25 protein-coding genes are annotated in these 26,008 nt (G+C 40.4%); 9 read left to right on the top strand and 16 right to left on the bottom strand.

What is annotated here, in order from left to right:
* The first annotated feature begins 679 nt into the window (after positions 1-679).
* Positions 680-1,168 carry an NAD(P)H-quinone oxidoreductase subunit N gene (gene ndhN / locus GSQ19_RS08660; RefSeq protein ID WP_011317561.1) on the top strand — a complete coding sequence of 163 codons (489 nt, stop codon included), beginning with the start codon at positions 680-682 and terminating at the stop codon, positions 1,166-1,168.
* Between the two features lie 71 nt (positions 1,169-1,239).
* Here ndhN and GSQ19_RS08655 read toward each other — a convergent pair whose 3' ends face one another.
* From GSQ19_RS08655 to GSQ19_RS08635, 5 genes are all read right to left on the bottom strand, one after another.
* The gene (locus GSQ19_RS08655) at positions 1,240-1,707 is read right to left on the bottom strand and encodes a GNAT family N-acetyltransferase (protein ID WP_011317560.1); all 468 of its coding nucleotides are present in this window, start codon (positions 1,705-1,707) and stop codon (positions 1,240-1,242) included.
* Between the two features lie 143 nt (positions 1,708-1,850).
* Positions 1,851-2,309, bottom strand: coding sequence for a hypothetical protein (locus GSQ19_RS08650; RefSeq protein WP_011317559.1), 459 nt, complete (start codon positions 2,307-2,309; stop codon positions 1,851-1,853).
* A gap of 94 nt (positions 2,310-2,403) precedes the next feature.
* Positions 2,404-3,231 (bottom strand): ABC transporter permease, encoded by an 828-nt coding sequence (locus GSQ19_RS08645; protein WP_011317558.1) that lies wholly within the window; start codon positions 3,229-3,231, stop codon positions 2,404-2,406.
* Between the two features lie 316 nt (positions 3,232-3,547).
* Entirely contained in the window at positions 3,548-4,006 is a 459-nt protein-coding gene (locus tag GSQ19_RS08640) for a pentapeptide repeat-containing protein (protein ID WP_011317557.1), read from the bottom strand.
* Positions 4,007-4,317: 311 nt separating this feature from the next.
* Positions 4,318-5,181, bottom strand: a complete 864-nt coding sequence (locus GSQ19_RS08635) for an alpha/beta fold hydrolase (protein WP_011317556.1) — start codon at positions 5,179-5,181, stop codon at positions 4,318-4,320.
* 272 nt (positions 5,182-5,453) lie between these two features.
* Between GSQ19_RS08635 and GSQ19_RS08630 the strand changes: the two genes are divergently transcribed.
* The gene (locus GSQ19_RS08630; RefSeq protein ID WP_011317555.1) at positions 5,454-6,290 is read left to right on the top strand and encodes an endonuclease/exonuclease/phosphatase family protein; all 837 of its coding nucleotides are present in this window, start codon (positions 5,454-5,456) and stop codon (positions 6,288-6,290) included.
* Between the two features lie 62 nt (positions 6,291-6,352).
* Here GSQ19_RS08630 and GSQ19_RS30245 read toward each other — a convergent pair whose 3' ends face one another.
* Together GSQ19_RS30245 and GSQ19_RS08625 are read right to left on the bottom strand one after the other, a co-directional pair.
* Positions 6,353-6,481: a hypothetical protein gene (locus GSQ19_RS30245; RefSeq protein WP_255449137.1), complete on the bottom strand. Its 129-nt coding sequence runs from the start codon at positions 6,479-6,481 to the stop codon at positions 6,353-6,355.
* Positions 6,447-8,072 (bottom strand): IS1634-like element ISAva4 family transposase, encoded by a 1,626-nt coding sequence (locus GSQ19_RS08625; RefSeq protein ID WP_011317554.1) that lies wholly within the window; start codon positions 8,070-8,072, stop codon positions 6,447-6,449. The genes GSQ19_RS30245 and GSQ19_RS08625 overlap by 35 nt, the downstream gene beginning before the upstream one ends.
* Here GSQ19_RS08625 and cls point away from each other — a divergent pair.
* From cls to GSQ19_RS08610, 3 genes are all read left to right on the top strand, one after another.
* Positions 8,063-9,439 (top strand): cardiolipin synthase, encoded by a 1,377-nt coding sequence (gene cls, locus GSQ19_RS08620; protein WP_104009884.1) that lies wholly within the window; start codon positions 8,063-8,065, stop codon positions 9,437-9,439. The genes GSQ19_RS08625 and cls overlap by 10 nt on opposite strands.
* Positions 9,440-9,691: 252 nt before the next feature.
* The gene (locus GSQ19_RS08615) at positions 9,692-10,729 is read left to right on the top strand and encodes an aldo/keto reductase (RefSeq protein WP_011317552.1); all 1,038 of its coding nucleotides are present in this window, start codon (positions 9,692-9,694) and stop codon (positions 10,727-10,729) included.
* 134 nt (positions 10,730-10,863) lie between these two features.
* The gene (locus GSQ19_RS08610; protein WP_011317551.1) at positions 10,864-11,190 is read left to right on the top strand and encodes a hypothetical protein; all 327 of its coding nucleotides are present in this window, start codon (positions 10,864-10,866) and stop codon (positions 11,188-11,190) included.
* On the opposite strand, the gene GSQ19_RS08605 is transcribed toward GSQ19_RS08610, so the two are convergent.
* Complete coding sequence (locus tag GSQ19_RS08605) at positions 11,187-12,917, bottom strand: putative bifunctional diguanylate cyclase/phosphodiesterase (protein WP_011317550.1); 1,731 nt, start codon at positions 12,915-12,917, stop codon at positions 11,187-11,189. The genes GSQ19_RS08610 and GSQ19_RS08605 overlap by 4 nt on opposite strands.
* A 484-nt stretch (positions 12,918-13,401) precedes the next feature.
* On the opposite strand from GSQ19_RS08605, the gene GSQ19_RS08600 reads away from it, so the two are divergent.
* Entirely contained in the window at positions 13,402-13,899 is a 498-nt protein-coding gene (locus GSQ19_RS08600; RefSeq protein ID WP_011317549.1) for a DUF2335 domain-containing protein, read from the top strand.
* Positions 13,900-13,957: 58 nt separating this feature from the next.
* Here the strand turns inward: GSQ19_RS08600 and GSQ19_RS08595 are convergent, their stop codons facing one another.
* Complete coding sequence (locus tag GSQ19_RS08595; RefSeq protein ID WP_011317548.1) at positions 13,958-14,776, bottom strand: M90 family metallopeptidase; 819 nt, start codon at positions 14,774-14,776, stop codon at positions 13,958-13,960.
* A gap of 308 nt (positions 14,777-15,084) precedes the next feature.
* Between GSQ19_RS08595 and ilvA the strand changes: the two genes are divergently transcribed.
* Positions 15,085-16,596 carry a threonine ammonia-lyase, biosynthetic gene (ilvA, locus tag GSQ19_RS08590; protein WP_011317547.1) on the top strand — a complete coding sequence of 504 codons (1,512 nt, stop codon included), beginning with the start codon at positions 15,085-15,087 and terminating at the stop codon, positions 16,594-16,596.
* Between the two features lie 94 nt (positions 16,597-16,690).
* On the opposite strand, the gene GSQ19_RS08585 is transcribed toward ilvA, so the two are convergent.
* The 3 genes from GSQ19_RS08585 to GSQ19_RS08575 form a co-directional block, all read right to left on the bottom strand.
* Positions 16,691-17,041 carry a DUF5615 family PIN-like protein gene (locus GSQ19_RS08585; RefSeq protein WP_235622526.1) on the bottom strand — a complete coding sequence of 117 codons (351 nt, stop codon included), beginning with the start codon at positions 17,039-17,041 and terminating at the stop codon, positions 16,691-16,693.
* Between the two features lie 41 nt (positions 17,042-17,082).
* Positions 17,083-17,400, bottom strand: a complete 318-nt coding sequence (locus GSQ19_RS08580; RefSeq protein WP_011317545.1) for a DUF433 domain-containing protein — start codon at positions 17,398-17,400, stop codon at positions 17,083-17,085.
* Positions 17,401-17,505: 105 nt separating this feature from the next.
* Positions 17,506-18,969 carry an AAA family ATPase gene (locus GSQ19_RS08575; RefSeq protein ID WP_011317544.1) on the bottom strand — a complete coding sequence of 488 codons (1,464 nt, stop codon included), beginning with the start codon at positions 18,967-18,969 and terminating at the stop codon, positions 17,506-17,508.
* A gap of 377 nt (positions 18,970-19,346) precedes the next feature.
* Between GSQ19_RS08575 and argJ the strand changes: the two genes are divergently transcribed.
* Positions 19,347-20,510, top strand: coding sequence for a bifunctional glutamate N-acetyltransferase/amino-acid acetyltransferase ArgJ (argJ, locus tag GSQ19_RS08570; RefSeq protein ID WP_011317542.1), 1,164 nt, complete (start codon positions 19,347-19,349; stop codon positions 20,508-20,510).
* 135 nt (positions 20,511-20,645) lie between these two features.
* On the opposite strand, the gene GSQ19_RS08565 is transcribed toward argJ, so the two are convergent.
* The 3 genes from GSQ19_RS08565 to GSQ19_RS08555 all read right to left on the bottom strand — a co-directional run bounded on the left by GSQ19_RS08565 (position 20,646) and on the right by GSQ19_RS08555 (position 24,098).
* Complete coding sequence (locus GSQ19_RS08565; RefSeq protein ID WP_011317541.1) at positions 20,646-21,116, bottom strand: hypothetical protein; 471 nt, start codon at positions 21,114-21,116, stop codon at positions 20,646-20,648.
* 381 nt (positions 21,117-21,497) lie between these two features.
* Positions 21,498-22,961, bottom strand: a complete 1,464-nt coding sequence (dacB, locus tag GSQ19_RS08560; RefSeq protein WP_011317540.1) for a D-alanyl-D-alanine carboxypeptidase/D-alanyl-D-alanine endopeptidase — start codon at positions 22,959-22,961, stop codon at positions 21,498-21,500.
* A gap of 228 nt (positions 22,962-23,189) precedes the next feature.
* Positions 23,190-24,098 (bottom strand): ribonuclease D, encoded by a 909-nt coding sequence (locus tag GSQ19_RS08555; RefSeq protein WP_011317539.1) that lies wholly within the window; start codon positions 24,096-24,098, stop codon positions 23,190-23,192.
* 280 nt (positions 24,099-24,378) lie between these two features.
* Between GSQ19_RS08555 and GSQ19_RS08550 the strand changes: the two genes are divergently transcribed.
* Entirely contained in the window at positions 24,379-25,008 is a 630-nt protein-coding gene (locus tag GSQ19_RS08550) for a TMEM165/GDT1 family protein (protein ID WP_010995867.1), read from the top strand.
* 65 nt (positions 25,009-25,073) lie between these two features.
* Here the strand turns inward: GSQ19_RS08550 and GSQ19_RS08545 are convergent, their stop codons facing one another.
* Positions 25,074-25,955 (bottom strand): tetratricopeptide repeat protein, encoded by an 882-nt coding sequence (locus tag GSQ19_RS08545; protein WP_011317537.1) that lies wholly within the window; start codon positions 25,953-25,955, stop codon positions 25,074-25,076.
* Positions 25,956-26,008: the final 53 nt, after the last annotated feature.

Raw genomic sequence — 26,008 nt, 5'->3', positions numbered from 1 at the left:
GTATAGCTTCTGGTATTAGGGCAAGCTCTTACAGCTTTGCGCTTTGTGCAGCAGCGCTTTCGTCCAAGCGTTTGCATAGGCACTTTCTGGCGGCAGCACCTGAAGGGTATCTCCCAGTTTGAGGCATCTGCCGTGTAGTAGTGGACTTAAGCAGTTTTTACCGCTCAGTATCCTTTAACTGAAAACTGTGTAATGCTATGAAGCCAACATTACTGCTCAGTTTCTACTTCACTAAACAAATTCAACCTTAGCTTAAGGTTTTGCTTGTTCTTTGACTACACGAGTGAATGTAGTCTAGGGATGATGGAATTTAGTATTTAGCCATCAACTCTTGGTTTGACCTAAAAGCTTTTCTAGTTTATCAGTCTTTGATCCATTACGGCTAGTTTATTCTTTTCCAGAATAGACTCATTAGCTGCTAAAGCTAATACTAACCCAAGGCGATCGCAACACGATACCCTGATAGTTCAGATTGGTCACAATCTAATAATATAAACTATCCAATGATAATTGTCTAGAAAATTTATAGATTAATTTTTTTGGCTGCTATGTACAGTCAAGTTAGCACGATTGAGTATAGCTTATTTAAAGTATAAGCTTCCTGATCTCACTGAATCTCTCACTTCACAGTAAATAATAGAGATATGGAAGTGGGATATGACAAAACCTCAAAAAATTTATGGCACTAATTACCACTGGTAACGGTTTAATTCGGGATCTAGAGAAATTTGGATCTGTAGGAGTTTACGTACCTCTAGAAGGAGGTTTTGAAGGTCGATATCGGCGGCGGTTGCGTGCTGCTGGCTATACAACTCTGCAATTTACTGCTAGGGGATTGGGTGACGTAGCAGCCTATCTCACAGGAGTTCATGGGGTAAGACCTCCCCATCTGGGCAAAAAAAGCTCTGGTAATGGTGCAGCAGTAGGGAATGTATATTATCTGCCACCAATTGTTGGTTCTCAGCTAGAACACCTGCCACCAAAGTCTAAGGGTTTGGTGTTGTGGATCATTGAAGGGCATATTCTATCTGATCAAGAAGTGGAATTTTTAACCGATTTGCCAAAGCTGGAACCAAGAGTGAAAGTTGTTGTTGAGAGAGGAGGCGATCGCACTTTCCGTTGGAAGGCGCTGAAGGATACATTCTCTGCTAGTTATCAAGCTGTTTAGGTGACTGGGGGCTGGGGATTGAGGACTGGGGATAAGGAATAGTTTTTTCCTCACGACTCAGTACTCAGCACTCACAAAGTTATCAACATTTCCATTGTACTGAGACGAAAACCACAAGATATAAACAATTTTCTGGCTGCTTCGTTGATGGCTGCGGTGTCTAGGCGAATTTGCTCTACTCCCATTTGCCGAAAGCGTTCAATGGTTAGCTCTACTATTTGTTTGGCGATACCTTGTTGGCGATATTCTGGTTCAACCCAAATATCGTGAATAAATCCAAATTCTTTTGTCCGATAAATTGGTATTTCTTGCTCGACTGTCGCCGCAACAAAAGCTACTAGTTGTCCTCGGTTTTCAGCTACCAGAAACACACTGCCTTCTTGATTCGCTAATCTGGTCAACCATCTTTGATAGCGCTTTTCAGGCTGTGGTAAAAAACCATACTTGTCAGCATCCCAAGATTCATGCACAGCACAAATTTTGGCGACCATTGGTAAAACAGCAGGGACATCAGCTGGCGTTGCAGGGCGAATCAGCATAGGTTCTAAGAGTGTCTACAGGCTAGCACCACAGGGGGCAATTTCTCATTATGTTGTTGGGAGAGTTCTAGACATTGCTAATAGGTGACTTAATTTACGTCGTGGCGTATTAGAGGAGTAGGATGATCAACTCCTGAACCTCTTCAAAAACTGACTGGGTAAATTAGGTCAAATTCACGGTAAAGGGTGATTTGAGAGGAATTATCTGCATCTTTTAAAACTTCATAATCTAAACCGCCTGTAATTTGGGTGACTGGTCGTTTCAAGGGTTTTTCAAATTGATGCCACTCGCGGTTACTCCACTCATAAATTGCTGCATCTAAATCGTTTTGCAATTCGGAAGCTAACAAGAATAGTTCTAATTTATCTTTTGTGTTGCCAGTCAGGACAAATTTGAGGGAGATTGACTGAGTAATTGCGGGTCTGGGTTCGTTAGCGGCTAAAGTTTTACAATCTCCCAGTTGGATATCGTAAGGCTGTAATTGCAGATTTTCCTGTTGCTTCAGGGTGATTTCGATGTCTTTTAAGCGTTGATCTAGATAAGGTAGTAGTCCTAGTTTGGCATCGGTCAACAACTTGCGAATGTTGGAAGGTTGGGTCATGGTTACTTTTTATCCAGTTACCCAGTAAGATTAGCGTTTTGTTGGTTAGTAAATAGATAAACTTTGAAAAACTTTGTTTGGGAAAGAGTTTTATTTAGTCTTGTTGGTGGGCAAATTTAGAAGCACCCCAAAGAGAAAGAGCGATCGCTATGACTAGTAAGACAGGTATGCTATACCAAGGGAATTGAGATAAGGGCAAGTTGGCGGCTGCGCGTAGCCCCGTACTGGCATAAGTTAAAGGGAATAAATAAACGACGACTTGGAATGCTGTTGGTAAGGTACTGGGGTCGAAGAAGGTTGCACCCAAAAAGGACATAGGGATAATGACGAAGTTGTTGTACAGTCCTACCGATTCGAGCGATCGCACTGATAATCCCACAATTACACCCAAACCTGCAAATACTGCACAATTTAATATCAACAACAGCAAAAACAGGGGATGAAGAAAATTCCAATTCCTAGTGATGATTAGGGCTACCAATATCACTGAACCGGAAGTCATTAAACCTCGCACAACTCCAGCCAGCATTTTACCCAGTTGCAGTGCTAAGGGATGTATGGGCGTGAGTAATAGTTCTTCAAAGGTTTTGGTAAATAATCTATCTCCACAAATTGAGAATGTTGTGCCACCAAAGCTGATGGTCATGGAAGATAGGGCTACCATACCGGGCAAGATGAATTCTAAATAGTTATTGTAATTGCCACTGATGGCGGAACCTGGCCTAATTGAGCTACCCAGCCCTAAACCAAAAGCCAAAATATATATTAGTGGTGAGATTAATCCAGATGCAGCTACTTGGGCTACGCGTACCCGTAAATCTAACCAATCTCCCCAAAAGATAGTCAGACTATCAGCTAACAGGATTTGCAGTTGTGAGGTTTTAAACTTTTTGCCCCAGATTAAGGATTTTTGAGATGCCACTTTTTTCTGTCAGGTTTCATATTGGTTGTAAATATTACTTTACATTTTTTGACATCTCAATGTCTTGAGAGTAGGTAAGTTTTCATGGGTGAGTCCTAATAAATAATTGGTCATTATTGATGCTCAAAACAAAGACGCAGTGACAATATCACTACGTCTCGCCTTTAGCTATATATGTTTTGTCAAAGAATATTGTTAAACGCAAGTGCGTATTAATTGTCGTCTTGACACTTTTGTAAGGGTGGGTGATGACACCCAAATCAAAACCTACCCACCCCATTTTGTGTTTTTTAAAGCCAGCTTACTTAGTTCAACCCTAATCCCAATCAGGAATATTTTGGGCTTCTTCACCACCAATACCGATCGCAGTATTATAAATTTCCGCATCGGTGATGGTGAGATTATCCATTGATGCACCGTACACATTAGAGTCGATCACATGGGCGCGAGTCAAGTTTGCCCCATTGAGGTTAGCTTTTTTGAAATTGACGTTGGTTAGGTAGGCTGAAGTTAAGTTAGCTTTTTTTAAGTTGGCGTTAGTTAAGTCAGCACCTTCGAGGTTAGCGCCAGAAAGGTTAGCACCTGTTAAATTTGCTCCTCGTAAGTCAGCACCAATTAAATGAGCGCCACTGAGGTTCATGCCTGTTAGATTACACCCGTTACATTCCCCAGTTGATAATAACCTTTGTAGATCTTGCGGATTCCCAGCTGTTACTGAGTTAGCCAAAAATAGGGGAGTTGCTAAGGCAAGGGCCGCGAATAGCTTAAGTTTCATAATTATCCCCCTTTCTATTTAGGTTGCGTCCGTTCTTTACCTCACATTTCTATTATCTCACTAAAATTCAGGAGAATGTTGATTTAAAGCACAACTTGTTTGTAATGTAAAAGATGTTTGATTAGATATTGGATATTAGATTGGCTCTGGTTTTCAGAGATTTATATCTAAAGGAATAAGCATAAATACTTGGATTAATTTACTGTTAAATATTTTTAAGTTAATGTACCAATTAGTATAGGTTTCTTATCAAAACTTTTTAGTGTGTGAATATTACTAAATGGTACACAGTAATAATGGTGTTTGGTACTTTATATCATCAGAAAATTCCGCATATACTGATTAACTAATTCTGGCTTTTCTTGTTGTACCCAGTGTCCACAAGCGGGAATATACTTAACTTGCAGGTCTTTGACATAGGTTGATGTGTCATAGGTGAGTCCTTTACCGAGAGCAGTATCATTCTCTCCCCAAATCAATAGTGTCGGCACATTCAAAACACCCCAGCTTTTATTAAAAAAAGAGTGGGAAAAAATGTTACGGTAATAATTCAACATGGCTGTGAGCGCACCTGGTTTTGCAGCTGCATTTCTATAAGTATTGAGGTCATCTGGAGTAAAGGCGTTTTTATTAACTGCTGTGGTTTGAATAGTGTTGGGAATTGCTTGATAATCTGTAGATTTGAGTAGTAATTCAGGCAATGCAGGGATTTGAAAAAAGAAGATATACCAACTACGTAATAACTGTTGAGGAGTGTATAGACCTTGAATAAACTTGGCTGGGTGGGGTAAGTTGAGAATGATTAATTTCTCTAGCATATCGGGGTAGGCGTATGCAAATGACCAAGCGATCGCACCACCCCAATCATGACCAACTAGGATACACTTCTCATGTCCTAATTCTTTAATGAGTCCTGCCACATCTTTGATAAGCTCATCCATGACATAGGCGGATTGCTCTTTTGGCTTATCACTATCGTTGTAGCCACGTAAGTCCACAGCAACAACTTGATAATGTTGGGCAAATTCCGGGATTTGATGTCGCCAGGAATACCAACACTCAGGAAAGCCGTGTAACATCAACATCAATCTTCCGGTTCCTTGAGTCACGTAGTGTAGTCTTACGCCATTAGTAATGATGTATTCATGCGTCCAAGTTTCTTGGGTAACGGACATATAAGACTCCTATGTAATTTACTGATTGATTCGTAGAGGTGGGTAATGGGTAAGAGTTTTGGCTCACTTAATTAATTATCGAATCTAGATACGACCATAGTATGATGTAGCATTTTTAAATAAAAAACATCTGTTTATAGAGAGTATTCTTCCAGCAGTTACAGACCAAATGCAGGTAATAACAGAGTGATACAGATAAGTCATCAATACTTGTGAGCAAAAGTTACTGCGCCACTGGATAGTATGTAATAAAGTTAAGCTAGATAAAAGTCATGCCTGACATCAAAGAACACGCAGTTATTCTTGCCAGACAATTTCTGCCTTATTACAGATTTAGGCGTACGCAAGAATCAACTATTGATAGTGGTCAGGGATTACAAACAGAACTAAACAGTAATTCTATTAAAGTTTTAAATTGGAATATTGCTAAAAATAACTTTGAGAAATTTTGGTTTCAAGACTTTTTTAAAATCCTTAGGCTGTACCAGCCAGACCTCATATTTCTACAAGAAGTCCGGATGGGTGTGAATGTGGAACAGATTATGGGCTTTACAAACATGAATTGGGCTTATGCACCTAATTTTATCGATGCTCATCATCAAACTTATTCAGGTATTTTGACTGCGGCTAAAATTAGTGCGATCGATAAAAAAGTTATCATGACAAAACACCATGAGCCTGTGTTTAAAACTCCCAAGGTTTCACTGATTAGTGAATACTCCTTATCTCATAACCAACAGACACTTTTAACTATTAATAGTCATCTGATCAATTTTGTTGATTTAGATAAATTTAAAGCCCAACTACACGAATTAGAGTTAGCTATATCCACCCATAGGGGACCGATTATATTTGCTGGGGATTTCAATACCTGGAGTCGTAAACGAGTAGTCCTTGTAGAGAAAACTGTAATTAGATTGGGTTTAAGAGAAGCACATTTTGCACCTGAAGAAAACAAGAAGATTAAAAGGTTTCTTTTGTCACCCCCCCTAGACTATATTTTTTATCGTGGCTTGAGTGAAAAACCAGCTAGTGCTAAGGTTTTAGATGAAATTTGTTCATCCGATCACAAACCTTTACTGGCAGAATTTACTTATGTCGATACATAATAAATTCAGATGCTGATAGACAGTAGCATCCTTGCTTTTTTTAGTGCAGCTACAGTTGTTGTTCATGGTTTGGGAATTGCCCATGCTGCCCATGCTGTGATGAATGTGCGTTCTTCTCGTGGGGCGATCGCTTGGAGCCCACATTCCGCAGGTGCATCAGGTAAGAAGATAATATTTTCGGCAAGGCGCACCAAAAAATTGAAGAATCCATCGACGCTCATCAGTAAGATTAGCAATGTACTCAAAGCCGGAAAGAGTAACTAGATGAATCGACATGAAACATTGAAATACCCATCGCAAAGTAGGAGAAGCAGTAGGTTTACCCAACTGATTATTGATAGTCTGTTTTGCTTGAGCAAGAGCTTGGCGTAAAGTCCGTTGTCCCAAGGAGTAAACTAACAAACACAGACCCATGACCATTGCTAAAGCAGCAACTCGTTGTGGAGAGTTAAGGAAAACGCTACTGGTAAAAAATAAAGGGTCTTTGAGAAAACGAAAACCGCGCTCAGTCGATTGCTGGGCTTTGTATTCCTGGAGTAAGTCATCATTGCTCAATTGGTAAGTATCCAGGACATTGGTAGCCAGAATAAATCGTCCAGCACGTTGTTTTTCAGTAGCAATGGCTACCTCGTTGGCGACAACAGTAGCGCGAATTTGATAATGAGACTGTCGTGGTTGAGCATCTTTGCGCGGTCTGCCGGATTTGGCGTGGCGTTTGTGTTCGATAACTTCCAAATGGGCAAGTTGATGAAAGCGTTGCTGAGTCTCAAAACACTTTGCTGCTTGTAGCGCATCTGCGGCACAAGCAAATTCTTGTTGTGATAACTGCCGTAGTTGAGATTGCGCTTGCTCTAGTTGCTTGATGAGACGTTTTTCGAGTTGCTTTAAATCAGACTCCGTGCGAGCTTCACTTTCCACCACCAGCCAACGCTGTTTGACTCCAGCGTAATCGCAGCCACACTCTGCTATCCGATAGCCTGTCATTGCACTATCAACAAAAGCTTCCTGACTTATATTCTCCATTAGCATTTGGGCTGTCGTCAGTGTTGCGGGAACTCGTGATATCCATCGCAAAGAATCCATTTGTTTGAGATTGTCTTGGCTATACAGCGCTGCATCCGCCACAAATAGCGCATCTATTTCCCATTGTTGATGAAATTCTTTCAAGATTTGAGCAAACATCGCCGAATCGGCTTCATTACCATCTGCAACTCGCAGGTACAGAGGAATATCCCCATCCCCACTGCACATCAAATCTACAATAAACTGTTTGAGGTCTGGTCGGTGATCTCTTGAGTATCCTTTGATAATTTTTATCTGTCCAGGGGAAGCTTCATTTGCTGTTGAGTTGTTTGCATATTCTCCATGTACATGAAACGAGCTTGAGTCTAGGTGTAAACTTTCGTGTTTCACTCCAAACTTCTCTGCTGCTGCCAATGCTACTGTCACAAATACTTGTGTTAACCCGGCTTCATACAGTTTGTCCAAGACTCTGCCTAATCGGTCATCATTTAAATGTTCTGCTTTTATACCTTCCCCTAGTAAATGTTCTGTGGCTTTGCCAACAAAAAACTTCTCAAATAAGTATAGTGGCGCACTTAACAGCCCCAATCCGTTGAGGATCATCGCTTTAATTGCTTGACCTGGACTGACTATTTCTTGCTGGTGTGTTCCTAGTATTTGGTTGATTTGTTCTACCAAACACATTTGGTCTATTATCCCTGCCACTATGCCGCAGTGGTCAATATCTTGTACTCTTATTTCTGATACTGATGGTGTCATTCATCAAAAATACCATTTATCTCCTCTCTTACCTGCGGAATGTGGGTTGGAGTATTTCGTTAATAACTTTTCCCTGGCTGGCTATTCCTTTATATTGGATTTTAGGCAGAACTAAGTTTCATGGATATTCTGAAGCCATCCGCTCAGTTTACACCCAACATTATCAATTTGTTCGTCAAACTTACATTGAAATTACAAAATTTCAGGTGGCAGTTCCGGCAAAATTGGAACCATTACAACTACTAGCTGAAGCCTGTATTGGTATTCCTTTTACATCTGGTAATAATGCCAAATTATTAATTAATGGTCAGCAAACCTATGCAGCCATGTTGAGTGCGATCGCATCTGCCAATAGTTATATTTTGCTGCAATCCTACATTATTATTGATGACAAAGCTGGGAATGAGTTTAAAGATGCTCTAATTGCCAAGGCAAAGCAAGGAGTAAGAGTTTATTTAATTTATGATGAAATTGGTTCTAATAAAATCTCTCACCTTTATATTAAATCTCTGCAAAAATATGATATTCAAGTGAGTGCATTTCATACTACCAAAGGCAGAGGAAATCGTTTTCAATTAAATTTTCGCAACCATCGCAAAATTTTAGTAGTTGATGGGAGAACGGCGTTTATTGGTGGTTTGAATATTAGTGATGAATATCTGGGTAAAAATCCCCGCTTGAGTCCTTGGCGTGATACCCACATGATGTTACAAGGCCCCACTGTCCAAAGTCTGCAAGGATGTTTTTTACAAGATTGGTATTGGGCGACTCGTCAAGTTATCGATGTAAACTGGCAAGTGCAACCCAATTATGAAAGCGATTACACAGCGTTGGTATTTCCTACTGGACCCGCAGATAAGTTGAAAGCTTGTAAACTGTTTTTCGTCAACACCATCAATCAAGCACAAACTCGTCTCTGGATTGCTACTCCCTATTTTGTGCCGGATGATTCCACTTTGACAGCCTTGAAATTGGCAGCACTACGCGGTGTAGATGTGCGGATTATTTTACCCAATCGACCGGATCATTTACTTGTGTATTTGTGTTCCTTTTCTTATTACACAGAGATGAAGGCAATGAATATTCAATTATATAGATATAAACGTGGATTCATGCACCAGAAGGTGATACTCATCGACGAAGAAATGGCAGGTGTAGGAACGGTTAATTTAGATAATCGCTCATTTTTTCTCAACTTTGAAGTTATGGGTTTTGTTGCCAATTCTCAATTTGTTAAAAGTGTCGAGGAAATGTTACAAGCTGATTTTGCGGCTGCTGTGCCTGTGAATTTTTCGGATTATGAGAGAAAATCTTTTTGGTTTAAGTTAGCTGTGAGAATATCTAGTTTGTTAAAACCTTTGTTGTGATACAATTTTTTGATGAAGATGCACTTTATATCGTACTGTAAAAACTTTGCATACAACGTCTCTACATTATTTATTTGTAATATGAGTACGGCATTTTTCAGACGCAGGATGATATTTTACTTTCTAGTCCCCCTCTCGTATCACAAATCTATCTCTACCTGAGCGCTTTTCTCTTTCAATAGTTAGAAGCACCAGATTTTGCAGAATGCAAAGCTATGAGGGCAAGTCATACTGTGGCAAAAGGATAAATTTGTGGATATTAGCAGACGATATTTACTAAAGGTAGTTTCTGCTTCTGGTTTAGGTGTAGCTGGGGTGTTTGCTTCACAAGGTTTAGCTAAACAAGCGTTAGCGCAAAATCAGCCTACTTCACCTCAGATGAAAAAAGGTGAGATGCTCTACAGACAGCTAGGACGCACCGGAGAACAAATATCTGTGATTGGTTTGGGTGGTCATCATATTGGTAGACCAAAAGATGAGCAAGAGGGTATTAGGCTCGTCCGTACTGCTCTTGATCGCGGCATTAATTTTATGGACAATAGTTGGGACTACCATAACGGCGGTAGTGAAATCCGCATGGGTAAAGCCTTGCGGGATGGTTATCGTCAAAAAGCTTTTCTGATGACTAAAATCGACGGTCGGACAAAAGCGGCGGCTGCTAAACAAATTGATGAATCTTTAAAACGGTTGCAAACAGACCGTATTGATTTGTTGCAGCATCATGAGGTTATTCGCATGGAAGACCCAGACCGGATTTTTGCTCCTGGTGGTGCGATGGAAGCAGTTGTGGAAGCACAAAAGGCTGGCAAGATTCGCTACATCGGTTTTACTGGACACAAAGACCCTTTAGTACACCTGAGAATGTTGGAAGTTGCCAATCAAAATAACTTCCGTTTTGATGCGGTACAGATGCCGTTAAATGTGATGGATGCTCATTTTCGCAGTTTTGAGAGGCAAGTTTTACCTAGACTGGTGCAAGATGGGATTGGTGTACTGGGAATGAAATCAATGGGCGACCAAAAAATTCTTAATAGTAATGTCGTTAAACCAATTGAATGTCTGCATTACGCCATGAATCTGCCAACTTCAACGGTGATTACAGGCATTGAGAGTATGCCCATTTTAGAGCAGGCTTTCGAGGCGGTACGCACTTTTACACCCATGAGCCAGGAACAAGTTAGAGCGCTGCTAAATCGGACTCGCCAAGCAGCTCTCAAAGGTGAGTATGAACTGTTTAAAACCACTAGTCAATTTGACAGTACAGCCAAAAATCCTGAGTGGTTAGGATAGAAGCTCATTTCAAGTCTTCAAAAGAGTGTAGGGGTGTAGGGGAGATACATTTTTATGCCCTCTTTCAAATAGCAGTGTTTGAGCGATCGCCAATATAGATTGTGAGATAATATATGCAAAATTGAAGAAATGTAATGAATATAAAGCAAACACTCACATCTATTATTAAAGTTATCTCCACAATTCTCATCAGCACTGCTATTGGCTTGGAACTATGGAATATTTATGCAGTAGTTACTAATAGCAATATTCCCAGCATTTTAAATCCTATTTTCTGGGTTGAGCGCTTTGCTGTAAGCTGCCATTTTTTGGAAGGAATAATTGCCGCGTTTTATGCTCGTAGCAAAAAAAAGATGCCAATTCAATATGGCATCTATACATTTTTTGTGGGTACAGTTGGTTTATTAGAATTGTTTAGCAAAGAGTCTGAAGATATATGTAATATAGAGGCTAAATATTAGACTGCAATGACCCCTGGCCTATCGTAGAGCATTGCCTCTTTCGCCTCTTCTGGTTGCAATATTTCCGTAATTTCGTTTGCAGGCGCAGGGATACCAAAGTAATATCCCTGACCTTCTTGACACCCACGCTTTTGTAAATAACTAAGCTGTTGTTGGGTTTCGATTCCCTCGGCTGTAATTTTTAATTGTAAGCTTTTTGCTAGGGCAATAATAGCGTTAGTCACCGCAGCACTATCAGGATTAGAACATACATCCTGCACAAATGACCGATCAATTTTCAGCATATTTACGGGAAAGCGCTTCAGATAGTTGAGAGAAGAGTAACCAGTACCAAAGTCATCTAAAGCTAACCATACACCTAATTCTCGTAACTGTTTGAGTATTGTTACTGAGCGCTGAATGTCTGCCATTAAAGAACTTTCAGTGACTTCCAGTTCCAGATATGATGGATGCAGACCACTCTCCTGTATGATTTCACCGACAAGCTCTACTAAATTTGATTCTTCAAACTGTCGAGCTGATAGGTTTACTGACATCCGTATTGGTGGAAGTCCTGCAAGTTGCCAAGCGCGGTTTTGCAGACAAGCAGTGCGTAATACCCATTCGCCAATTTCCACAATCAAGCCGTTGGCTTCAGCAATGGGAATAAACTTGGCGGGAGATACTAAACCTCGTGTAGGATGTTGCCAGCGTACTAATGCTTCAACGGCTGTGATTTGCTGAGTCTGTAAATCGATGATGGGTTGGTAATAAACCACTATTTCATTTCGCTGTAATGCTCCATGTAGTTCATTCTCTAAGGCTAATCGTTCTTGCAGTTGGGCGTTAATCTCTGGCGAATAGAACTGGTGTTGGCTACGCCCTTGTTGCTTGGCTTGATACAAAGCTACATGAGCCTGCTGCAAAAGTTGATCTACATCATGAAGATTATCTGGTTGATTAATTGTGATGCCGATGCTAGCTGTGATGTGAATCTGGTCACCTTTGATAGTGAAAGGTTTATTGAGCGCAGATAATAGCAGTTGTGAAAGCTTAACGATACTTTCAATTGAAGGAATTTCTACCCTGGCGATCGCAAATTCATCTCCACTTAAATGAGCTAAAATGTCCTTCTGAGCTAAACAACTGGTCAAACGCTGGCCTACAGCTCTTAATAGTAAATTGGATTGCTCATGTTCTAAAGCATGACTTATGCCAGTAAAATCATCAATTCCCAATACCATTACAGCTACCATTTTTTGGCTGTACTGCTGGGATAAAGCCTGATTAACACGTTCCCGCAATAGCTCCCGATTAGGCAAGCCTGTAAGTTTGTCATAATTGCTGATATAGTCAATCAACTCGTCTAATTTGTGGAGAGTTTGGGATGTATCTGCCATGAGAGTACCCGCTTCATCCACAAATTCTGTAGGCAGATTGGGTAAGGTTTTGTTATTGAGGTAGTCTCGCAGGGTAGCGGATGTCAAATTGACGGGAATAAGCAGATGGTGAAGTGCATAAAGGGTAACAACCGTACCAATTAACGTAGCGAATAAAGCAATAACCAAAACTCTAATTGTCATCTCCCAAGAGTAAGAATTAGAAATGACGAAACTGAAGAGTAAAGTTAAAAGCGGGATGTGAGTCCCTAAAAACGCCACCAACATAATTTTGGCGGTGTAATTTTTGTTGAGTAATCGAAAATTATCTAGGGTTGAGTATAAGTAGAGCTTCTGATTTAACTGCATAGATCCTAATGTGGGGTTTGAAAGTTGGCAAATTGGCACTCAGGTATTCTTGTCATCCTGATTCACCAGCCAGTAGAAACAAACCAGTGTGAGGTTATTTATTATGCTGCCCTAAATGAATATCGAATATATAGAATTTTCTTTATAGTTTTTGTAAATATTAGATATGGGGCTATTCATAGAAAAAATAATCACGTAATTTTACTTAGCTATTGATAAAATTTACGTAAAATAAAAATCAGAAATTTTGTGAGTGTACATGACTATGCTGGAGTATGGCTGATTGCTAGAATTTTAATGATAAAACTCGCAGCATATTTGCATGATCCAAAGAAAACCTGCGATGCAAGAAAAGAATGAGTAGGATGAGTAGGAGCGATCGCCGTAATAATTAATAAAGTCTTTACTGCTAGCTAATATCAACTATTTTCATATTACTCAAATAGAGTTTTATTCGTCCCTAAATAAAAATATTTATCTAACAATGAATGAATCGAATTTTGATGAAAAAAATGAACACACTAACATTGAGGCTGAAGATGATAACAATCAGTTGCAACAAATAAATGCAGCACTGAGAGATTTCATGGAGACACTTCCGCCCCCAATAGTTCTTCAACAATACAACAGTATTCTTCCCAATACATCTGACCGAATTCTTGCTATGGCTGAGAGAGAACAAGAACACAGACACAAAATGAGGGAAAAGCTGATAGATGTGCAAATTTCTGATATCAAACAAGAAAGGTATGAGAGACGTTTAGAACAAATCTTTGGATTTTCTCTTGGTGTGGTATCAATGGTAGCTGGCGCAATCATAGCTATATGGAAATCTCCTTTAGCTGGTAGTTGCATCTGTTCAACAGGTATATTTTCTGTTGTTTTTATTTTCCTTTTGAGCCGGAAAAAGCAACAAAAAAATATTTTTATATCAGACGTGAAAAATCCTCCCATTCTAGATAAGATAGACTTAATAAAGTAGTAAAATATTTAAACATAGTTAAATGAGTCCTAATCTTATACTAATTTCTTATGTACATCTAATATATAGGGTTTAATTTATAGTAATCTTCTAAAAGATTATAAAGTGATTGATGATTCTCTAGCAATTGCTGTGGTTTTTCAAAGAATGTTTCAGTCACTACAGCAAAAAATTCGGCGGGGTTAGTCGCGCCGTACGCATTTATTCTAGTCTCTCTTCCTTCCTGAACATCATTGCAGAGTTGTTTATATTCTGCGGTCATCACTTTAGACCAAATGGGATAATCTGATTTGTTTGGCAAAATAGGCACACCATCAGCTTTACCATCTTCTTGATCTAACTGGTGGGCAAATTCATGTAGAACAACATTGTGTCCATCTTGCCAGTTGCGAATATCGTATTGTATCTGCTCCCAAGATAATATAAGTTGGTCTTTAGTCCATGATTCTCCTAATCTGGCATCACGCCTTTCTTCAACAATATAATTATCAATGGCAACGGTTTGAGTAACAAAATAAGTTGTGGGGTAAATCAAAATCGAATGCAGTTTAGGGAAATATTCTCCTCGCTTATTAAGTAGAAGCAAACAGGCTACAGCAGCAATTGTTAATTTCATTTCTTCGGTCACCTGCAAGCCTCTACAACCAATAAATTGTTTCTCTACTAAAAATACTTGAATATGCCCTTGTAGCCGCCGCCTTTCTTCAGGAGAAAGGCGCAAGTAAATAGGCAGATTATTTTCAATAATGGCATTCCAAAGCGGAGGGAATGGACGTTGTTTAGTCCGATATCTGCGTTTACTTTTCAGGATGGGACTGATAAAAATCAAAATAATAACCAGCCCAATAATAATAAAAATAATAATTGATTTCAACATTATCTTTGCCTATGGATGTTGTGAGGCGATTTTGTGTTACTCAATCTATATAAGACTTATGCAAACAGGTTGTCTGTCGAGACTGGGTGTAAGGGTATAGGGGTGTAAGGGTTTCAAACATTTACACCACTACAGCCTTTTCCAAACCCTTGATCTTTCGTTTTTATTTATACGGTAACAGACTCCAACGATCGCACAAGCGCCCATGAGAAACTTTAAAGCCAGCGATCGCTAATAATCGCCAAAGCATAGGGACAAACTTAACGTAAAATTATCTTTTATCTAGCCCTCCTCACTTCATCTACCCCATGCTTTGCGACTACCTGGTACAAATTCTGACTGCTCGTGTGTATGATGTTGCCCAGGAATCACCTCTGGAGTATGCCCCCAATCTTTCAGCCAGACTGAATAATAAACTATTGCTGAAGCGGGAAGATATGCAGTCTGTGTTTTCCTTTAAGCTGCGGGGTGCTTACAACAAGATGGTGAATCTAACACCCGATTTACTAGCACAGGGTGTAATTGCTGCTTCTGCGGGGAATCATGCCCAAGGTGTGGCACTAGGTGCAAAACAGCTAGGGACAAGAGCAATTATTGTTATGCCGGTTACTACTCCCCAGGTGAAAGTAGATGCAGTTAAAGCACGAGGGGGAGAGGTGGTATTGCATGGGGATACCTATGATGATGCCTATGCCTACGCGCGGCAGTTGGAGGCAGAGAAAGGTTTAACATTTATTCACCCCTTTGATGATCCTCATGTAATTGCGGGACAGGGAACTATTGGGATGGAAATTCTCAGACAATATCAGCAACCTATTCATGCGATTTTTGTTGCTATTGGCGGGGGCGGTTTGATTTCGGGGATTGCGGCTTATGTAAAACGGTTACGTCCAGAAATTAAAATTATTGGGGTTGAGCCGGTTGATGCTGATGCAATGAACCAATCCTTGCAAGCTGGTAAACGGGTGCGATTGTCACAGGTGGGTTTATTTGCTGATGGGGTGGCAGTGCGGGAGGTGGGAGAAGAAACTTTCCGACTGTGTCAGGAATATGTAGACGAAATTATTTTGGTGGATACAGATGACACCTGTGCAGCCATTAAGGATGTATTTGAAGATACCCGATCTATTTTAGAACCAGCAGGGGCATTGGCGATCGCTGGCGCTAAGGCTTATGTAGAACGAGAACAAATCCAAGGACAAACTTTAGTCGCTGTCGCCTGCGGTGCAAATATGAATTTTGACCGTTTGCGCTTTGTTGCAGAACGGGCAGAATTTGGTGAACGCCGCGAAGCTATCTTTGCAGTGACAATTCCTGAAACACCTGGGAGTCTGCGGAAGTTTTGCGAATGTATTGGTAGACGCAATTTGACAGAGTTTAACTATCGCATTGCTGATGAAAAAATTGCCCATATTTTTATTGGGATGCAGATTCAAAACCGTGCTGACAAAATCCACATGGTGGAGACTTTTGCAGAATGTGGTTTTGAAATCCTTGATTTAACAGATGATGAACTGACAAAACTGCATTTGCGCCACATGGTGGGCGGACACTCTCCCCTAGCCCATAATGAATTACTCTACCGTTTTGAATTTCCGGAACGTCCTGGAGCGTTAATGAAATTCGTTGCTTCCATGAGTCCCAATTGGAATATCAGTATGTTCCACTACCGCAACAATGGCTCAGACTACGGGCGCATCGTGGTAGGAATGCAGGTTCCACCGCAGGAAATGGAAGAATGGCAAGCATTTCTTGATTCCCTCGGCTACCAGTATTGGGATGAAAGCCAGAACCCAGCCTATAAGTTATTTTTGGGATAACATCACTTGAGTGTTGCGACTTGCGCTCAAATATTTTGAGAATGCCAAAAATTGAGCGCAGGTATAATAAAGGAGATAGCCAGAAACCACGCCATCAACTTTTACCATACTCTTGTACGAAAAAAATCTGTCCGACCGCTTTTATATTTTGCTTCATAACCCGCAACAAACGATTCTCTAAGGTTCGACTATCCTTATCCAAAAGATCAATTATTGCCCTGACTTTCCCAGCATAATCACGATCATGTTTAAAAATAATTATGCCACCATGATTTGGTGCAGTGCGATGTAGATCGATAAAATCTTGGCGATTTTCCGTAATCAAAATGCGACCTGTCGCTGTGGCATACTGCAAAACAACATCGTCGGGAATCCCTTGATTTGCTTGACCTGCTTCGTAGGAAGTTAATACATCGTGTCCCTCCGATCTGAGTAAGTTTACCATTGCGATGGGAAAATTTTCATTGGAGTAAAATTGTAATACCATTAAACTAAATCATCTTGGGCAATTTCTCGATCGATTTGTTCGGGATTTTGTTCGTAGTAATGCCAAGCTGCACTTAAATCTTCCGCAGTCAATCCAGGATAATTTGCCAATAATTCTTTATCCGGCGCACCTTGTTGACGATATGCTACCAAAGTCCATACGGGAATCCGTGTATTTCTAATTCGCGCTTGTCCCCCGCAAACTCCAGGTGTAATCTGAATCGGATTTTGCAACATTTGCACGTAATTTAATGCTTGGTCAACTAATTCCTCTGGTAAAGCTGCAATTACTTCGAGTAGTTGAGTCTTCTTATTCATGACAATAAAATCTCTCTCGCTTATCTCATCCTAACTTGAAATTTTTGCGATCGCCTCCACAATATTTAACAGTGATCGCCCCATATATAGCGCACTCATAACCAATTACATAAAAGACAAATCTTCAGCAAGAATCAAGTTAATTTCGTAATCATCTAACTCCTGTAAATGAGTGACGATGCGGTTAGCTTGTTGTTCAATGCTGCGTTCAAATAGCGCCCGCGCAAAGCGTCCATTACCAAAACTTTTGTCACGTTTGGCATAGGCGACCTCAAAGGTGGCTTGCAGCACGATAATGGCTGATGAGTCTAAAATATAACCGTTGTCTTGACAGAATTTCTTAAAAATCAATAGCAACTGATTGGGCGTATAGTGATCAAGATAAAATAACCGATTCAACCGTGATTTAAAACCGGGGTTTAACTCTAATAAGCGATCCATCTCATCAGTGTAGCCGGCGACAACTACAGCCATGCGATCGCGGTAATCTTCCATACGTTTAATTAATATCTGCAATGCTTCCTTGCCAAAATCGTTAGGGGTATCTTCAGCCGCTAAGGCGTGGGCTTCGTCAATGAACAAAACACCACCAATGGCTTGGTGTACAGCACTTTCCACTCGTAAGGCAGTTTGTCCAATATAACCGCCAATGATGCCGGCGCGATCGGTTTCGACGACGTGTCCCCGTGGAAAAAATCCCAGTTGTTTATATAAACGCCCTACTAAACGGGCGATGGTCGTTTTACCTGTACCTGGAGGGCCGTAAAGCATCAGGTGTAGTGAAGTGTCTACTATTTTTAGTCCTCGTTTTCTCCGTTCCGTTTGTACTTTCAAGTAGTTGGCTAAGGAGAAAAGTTGATGCTTCGTTTGCTCATGGCCAACTAATGCCTTTAAGTCTGCAAAAACTGCCTCCACAGTATCCTTTTCTGGGGGGTCATGCTCAACAAAAGAGGCTTTTGTCTCCTGCTTGGAATCACGAGCATCAATATTACCCCCAACCGGTTCTTTTTCTGTATCGGGAGCGCTGACAATTAAACTATGAACTTTCATTTTGATTTTGTCATGAATCACAAAACCAAAATTTTTCCCTGAGACATCAACCAACTTATCGGCGGGGAATTTATCTACTAGGGTACTGTTGATATAGAACTCTACCATATTACCCACACGGGCAATTTCCAACAGATTAACTGAGTCACTACGGTGAATGCGATCGCACCTTTTCCAATCTGTGTAATTAATAAAGTTACCATCTTTGATCTCAGTGATACGATAGTGACCATTGCCCGAAATCACGAACTCAAAGAAATTGCTAACGTCTGACAATCCCCAGACAAAACCATAACCGTGATCATCTACACCAGCAGCTTTTTCTAGAACTATATGAATATGAAAATTTGTTCTCTCATAAAAAAACTCGGCTGAGTTCCACGATAGCCAATATGTATCACCTGCACGTTTATGGTCAAATACATAATGACTCACGTCCATGCAAAGGCTACACTCTTCACTATCTCGTGTTACCCAGCTACAGCGATTGTCTTGAAAATGCTCTTCAAAAATCAGCATTGCGTTCCTCTGTAGCTCTGTGTGTAAAATCAGCTGCTAGCTATTTCACTCTAACAAGAGGTTTTATGATTTTATAACCCCTCTCCCTGGCAGAAAAGCCATTAACTTATTCAGCAACTTTCTAAATAAAACACCAGTAATTTTAGACATCAGCTTGTTTTGTAAATGTTTACCGTGAAGTAGTTGCTGTCTAGAAGCATGAACCTTTGATTTGAGGGGGTAAGGGTGTAGGGGTGTAGGGTTTGAAAAATTTACATCCTTGTTCAAATCTTAGCCTCTCCCAGAGAAGGCTAGGGCTGGTATTATTTACCAAGCAAGTTGCTTAACACCTCGCTACCGCTAACAGTCCTTAGATTCTTTACTCTCCAAAGATCAAAATGTCACTAACTGCATCTTCCACACCTCAAGGATTTAGTACCTTTATTACTAACTTGGGTATACGTGATACCACTGAAGATTTCGTATTCTTACGATCAGATGTACCTTGTGTAGCTGATGGCGTATTTACTCAAAGCCTTTTCGCAGGGCCTAGTGTGACTATTAGTCGTCAAAATTTACAGAATGGGCAAGCACAAGGGATTATTATCATTTCCAAAAATGCCAACGTTGCCAATGGTGCTGTGGGGACTGCTGATGCTGAGGAGATTATACAACTCGTGGCACAGGAAACTGGTATTGCTGCCGAAAATTTGGCGATCGCTTCCACTGGGGTAATTGGTAGACGTTACCCCATAGAAAAAATTCGTGCTGGCTTGGTAGGAATGGGTCAAAAACTGACATCTGCTGATTTTGACTTAGCTGCGCGCGGTATTATGACCACTGACACCGTATCTAAAATCGCTGCACGACAAGTTGGTAATGCCCAATTGGTGGGTATTGCTAAAGGTGTCGGTATGATTGAGCCGAATATGGCGACAATGTTAGCTTTCTTTTTTACTGATGCAGCAATTTCTGTCAATACACTGCGTCAAATTTTTCGCTCTACCATAGATAAAACATTTAATTGTCTGAGTATAGATACTGACACTTCTACTAGTGATAGTGCGGTAATTTTGGCGAATGGTTTAGCGGGTGAAGTTCCCGAAGCCGAATTTGCTGGTGCGTTGCAAGAAATTGCCCATGAGTTAGTGTTAAAGATTGCCCGTGATGGCGAAGGCGCAACTAAGGTAATTGAAGTGACTGTAGACTCAGCTGCTAACTATGCTCAAGCTAAACGGGTAGCTAAAGCGATCGTCAACTCACCACTAGTTAAGACTGCTGTGTATGGTGCAGATCCTAATTGGGGAAGAGTAGCTATGGCAATAGGCAAATGTGAAGATGAACGGGATATTAATCCAGATCAGGTGGTAATTAGATTTGATGAAGTGCAAGTTTATCCTAATACTTTCCAAGCGGAAAACTTGGAGAAATTAAAAGAAATTATGTCCCAAGAAAAAGTCAATATTCACGTTAGTTTGAATATTGGTGCAGATGTGGCTACTGTATGGGGTTGCGACTTGACAGAGGGTTATGTGGAAATTAATGGTAAGTACTCTACTTAAGCAGGGGTGAGGGAGTGCTGAGTTCCCAGCCAATAGTCAACGATTCAGCTTTGCTCATCGTTGACCCTGTTTTAATTAAGGCAAATAAAGGGCTATAAATACTCTGTGGGCGTAAATGATGACAAGACAAATTTTCTAAACAACCTGTGTAGGTATCGTACCGAGAACCTCTATTTTCTTTGTTGCTTCCAACTGCTTCAACGCAAGAGTCGCAGCATCCAAATCATAAGGGAAAGGTCTACAACAAGTAATATAGTCCCTTGGTTGAGGAGGTCGATGACGCAGTACAGCATTCACCAATAAACATGGTTGTGAACTTAAATTAATTGCACCGTGCAGAACCCCAGGAGGAATCGTCACTACCATAGGATGGTTTTCACTTAAGGGAATATACTTATATTTTTTGTTGATTAAAGTTACAAGTACAACTTGGCCTTTAACTACCAGTAATTGGTCAGTTTGTGATTTATGAACGAACAGATCATCTATAGTATTTGGCGCGATTTGCACCAACATAGTTTCATGACTTGTTTGAGGAGTAAAGAACTCAACCATCCCCCCCTTTATTGACTCTAACTGACGGATTTCAATTTCTCTAATACTCATAAAAAATCCTACAAGAGCATTTTATGGATTGAACTTATACATCCAATCTTAGATGCTCAAAAAGAAAAAAGTGTGACAAAAGTAACCAAATATAGTGAAGTTCGGTAACTGTACTGAGCAGATATCTTCAGGCTGCTAGTAGCGCGTCTAGTCTAATTTGTTGGGTTAAGTAATCAATTATCATGAAGTTTTGGTTTTTTCACACTGAACAACCCAATATTTTAAGCTTGCCGCGCTACTATAATCTTAGGCTACATAGAAGTGATTTTGAGGTGTAATCGAGCAGTATTGGGGTGCGTCAGTGCGATGGAATCTAACTGTACCCAGAAATTATTTATACTCACATGCCCTACCAAACTTTCCATTTTCACCAAAGTCAAATTAACAACGCTTTATCTGTGCCAATAACACAACTATCTCATCAATGGCTTGGCGCAAAGCACTTGCAGGCTGCTCCGATTGATTCACCATAATACTAAATGCTAAAGGCTCATATTGAGGGCTATTTACGTATCCAGATAAAGATATTGCGCCGCTTAATGTACCAGTTTTAGCTTGTACGATGCCTTCAGCCGGAGTATTACGAAGGCGGTTGCTCAAAGTACCACTTTTCCCCGCGATAGGTAAGGAGGCACGATATACATTGGCGGCTGGTGTTTTGGCTATTCCTTGTAATGTTTGTACTAAAGCCTCAGGGGTGACTAAATTACGACGTGATAAACCAGAAGCATCTATCAAAACATAACCTGTTGGGTCAACTCCTAATTTATCTAAGGTCACTTTAATAACATCTAAGCCAATATTAGCAGTACTTTTATTTTGCACTCTAGGTTGTTTGAAAGCCAATGCCCTTAACAATGCCTCAGCATACAGATTATTACTATTTTGATTAGTTTCAAACAGTAATTGTGATAAGGGTGGCGACTGTACCGCAGCTACTTCTTGTTGATTATTAGTACTACTAGCAACTAATGTTGTTCCCAAGTTAATTTTTGCCGTTGTGAAGATAGTACGTAAACGTCGCAAGAAATAATAATTAGGATCAACTACAGGTAGTTCTGCTAAATATGGTGTGGAATTGGCTGCTACTTGTCCTTGAATTCGCAGGACTTTTCCTGTTAAATCACGGGTAACTTCAATATAGCTTGGTTGGTTTGCTGCCACTGTTACAGATTTATTTATAACTAACCATTGTCTGCCTTCATTGGGATCGTTCCATGATAATTGTGGAGTTTTACCTACAGTTTGAGGAGTCAGTTTTAAGCCAAAAACATTTTGATTGAGAATAAAGCTATTAACTGGCGCACCATAATCTGATTGCACATCTTCCCATTGCCAAGTCGAGTTAACAATATCCCCTTGAACATAAGTATCATCAGCAATTAACTGTCTAATTTGGGTGATACCCTTCTGTTTTAATTGTTCTGCCAATGCTTGCAGTTGAGTATCACTGAGGCTAGGGTCACCTCTACCCACAATAGTGAAGTTACCGTTGGCATTTTCATAAATTGAGGTACGAATGCGGAAGTCTGCACCTAGTTGTTGTAATGCAGCAGCTGTTGTGAGTAATTTCGCATTAGAAGCGGGAGTAAAATATTTCTGAGCGTCTCGGCTGTAGAGAGTCTGCACAGATGACAGAGGTTTGACTAAGATACCCCAGCGCACTCGATTGAAGAGGGGACGATTGACTATTGTATCTATGGCTGTTCCCAATTCCCCAGGGCAAATAGATTTTGTGGTGGGTGTAGGTGCAGTTGGGGTTTGGGCTTTAACTAGTTGCTGGGTAACACTAACTTGAACACTAATAAATAATGCCATCAGGCCAAAAGAAATTTTTCTGGGCATACAGAGTGTTTAAAACTACTTGATGATGATAACTTGCTTGTGAATTGAACCACTAGGCGTGAGAGAGCATTATTCTCTATTGAGAGGCTGTTCAACTGTGCAAAATCAGTATAATTGCGCTTTTATTTCACATTAGACGTAAATTCCTAAATTCTTGTTGTTTGTGCCTCACTAGGGTAAGAAAGACTATACTGCTCAAAAATGCTCTAATTCTTAGGCTATTCATAGTTACGAATCATCCTGATTTTTCAGGGTTAGCCGTAAATAAGTGTTTTCCTCTATGTCTACAGATAGTTGTTCGAGATTTTCTCCTAAATCTTTTTGTAGCTTCTGAGTTAATGTAACTGGGAAATCTAAACTAATATCTTGGTTTTGTACTAGATTAGACAATTCAGAAAACTGTACTTTTACAACTTTGCGTTGATGACTTGTGAGCTTATAAGTAGAGGTTTCTGATATATTTTGAGCCTGCATAGCTTTTTTTAATTGCTCTTGTAGATGCTCATATTCAGAATTTAACAATTTCCACTGCTCCTCGATTTGGGAAAAGCGTGAGTTGATAGCTGTTATGTCTACTGTCGCTGGATCAGGGTTACTTTCTATTTGCAAGTCTAATAAACGCCGATGAATTTGAGCGAGATAAATACAATCTAGATAAGCATATTCTATTTGTTCTTCGCTGAGAGGTCGCCGTCCCCAATTACTACTCTGTTCTTGTTTATCAATATTGTTAAAATTACATAATAATGTAGCTAAACTTTGCAGTTGATAATTTTGTACTGGCAAGAGATGATAAGGTATTTTCTTAGCAATTTCTAAAGTGCAAGTAATATTTTTAGCTTGTTTATTGCCCAGGAGTTTAACATCAAAACTAGCATTGTGAAACACCTTTTCAATATTGGTGCTTACCATAATTTTCTCAACAAAATTAGCGACTAAATCAGGTTGATCAAGTACATCCAAAAGGTAAACGCGATCGCCACTCATATCGTCAGGATCATCTAATACCTGAATCAGCGATAATCGAGGATTACGACTTTTATAGTCAGCGACCTCAGTGTCTATCCATAAAGTAGTAGCTTGAGTATATCCAGCAACTATGGCACGAATTTCCCTGGCATCAGTTAAGTATGGCATTGGTGGATATGTCCTGATATTTGCACTCAACAGCTAAAAATATATTTACAATTCACGTAGGATTGCTATACAATCTTATTCTGATAAGAAGGGGAGTAGCTGCTGGCAAAAGCCAGTACATCTGGATCAACATACTGGCGATGAGCCTGGTTCAGATGACAACTAGAAAATATTTGGAAGCGAGACCTTCACTAAGTTCACATTCAAGATGTGGCTTGGTGGGGTCTTTTGGCATTCATCAAGCTTCACATCGGTAAACGTTTTTCAGGAGCTTGAGAGAGTGTTAACAGCTTTTACCGCAGGTTTATTACTAATTACAGTTTCAGAACTAGGCGATAAAACTTTTTTCATCGCCATGATCTTGGCAATGCACCATTCCCGAAGATGGGTATTTACAGGAGTAGTGGGCGCTTTAGCCGCAATGACAATACTCTCGGTGTTATTTGGCAAAGCTGCATCTCTATTGCCACCAGTGTATATTTATTACGCTGAAATAACCTTATTTATTGCCTTTGGTCTGAAACTGTTGTATGACGCTAGTAAGATGTCGGCGGCAGCAGATAAAGCTGAAGTGATGGAAGAGATGGAAGAGGCCAAAGCAGCCGTAGAAAAAGCAGATTTGCAGCTACCAAAACAAAAAACGCCCTTATCAATTATCTTAGAAGCCTTTGTCTTGACTTTTATGGCCGAGTGGGGCGATCGCACCCAAATTGCTACCATAGCCTTAGCCGCAGGTAATAACATCATTGGTGTCACCATAGGAGCTATTTTAGGTCATGCCATTTGTGCAGCGATCGCCGTCATTGGAGGCAAAATGATTGCCGGAAAAATTTCTGAACGTCAACTCACCTTTGCCGGCGGATGCCTATTTTTGATTTTTGGTATTGTCGCCGCTATTGAAGGAGTGTAACAATTCAACATTCAAAATTCTTATCCTACTCATCAGTAACCCCCTGAAAATTGGGGGTTAGAGTTTTATTGCTTCGGAGTACTTTCAGGAGTAGGAACGGGAGGTGCAGTCGGCGTGAGAGTGGGAGATGCGGTTGCTGCTTTATTAATCTCATCTTTGTATTGAGCTGGCGCTAAAGCTAAAGCACTATCAAACAAAGGTTTAGCCTCGCTTGCTTTTCCTTGTTGCTTCAACAGCATAGCCTTTGCCAAAACTGGGCGAAAATCCTTTGTATCTTTCTGAATTGCTTGGTCAAATGCCGAAATCGCTTGAGGATAACGTTTCTGAGCAGCATGAACATTACCCAGTAGCACCTGTACAGCCACTACATCCACACTCCCCGGCTGGATGGTGTTGGCTTGGTTAGCGTTAGTCAGGGTATCTTGCAACAAGCCAACAGCAGCTTCTGGACGTTGCTGATCTAATAAAAGAACTACCATCCCCTGCAAAGCTTTTAAATCACCGGGTTTGGTATCCAAAATGGAGCGATAAGCTGTAGCTGCCCCTTCTTTGTCACCAATTTGCTGTTTGGCTTGGGCTAATAGCACTCCATACTCTGATTGATTAGGATTAAGCTTGGCTAGCTTTTCCAGAGGCTCTATCACCCCCTGGACATTACCTTGTTTTAACGCTAAAAGTTGCAGCCGTGCTTGTAATAAACCCTTCAATGCGGTTTGATTTTCTGGTTCCCGTTGTAAAACCAATTCATATCCACGTACTTCGTCTGCCAATTTGGATTGTTGATTAGAAGCGAGCGAGCTGCCTTGGTTACTAGCACTATTCTGGTTTGAGGGTGACGTATTATCATTCAGCGCCCCAATAATAGGAACAACTGAAACACCCACAAAAGCTAGAACTGCCAGCGCCAAGATGAGTTGAACTATCCACCGATTGCGCGGTTGAGACACGATTTAAATGCCCTCCATATCTATAATCACATTATTATCGATACAAATTAGAA

Source organism: Trichormus variabilis 0441 (genome assembly GCF_009856605.1).
In the GTDB taxonomy this organism is placed as follows: Bacteria; Cyanobacteriota; Cyanobacteriia; order Cyanobacteriales; family Nostocaceae; genus Trichormus; species Trichormus variabilis.
The sequence above is the reverse complement of the archived record's forward strand: the minus strand, read 5'-3'. Positions and strand labels throughout refer to the sequence as shown.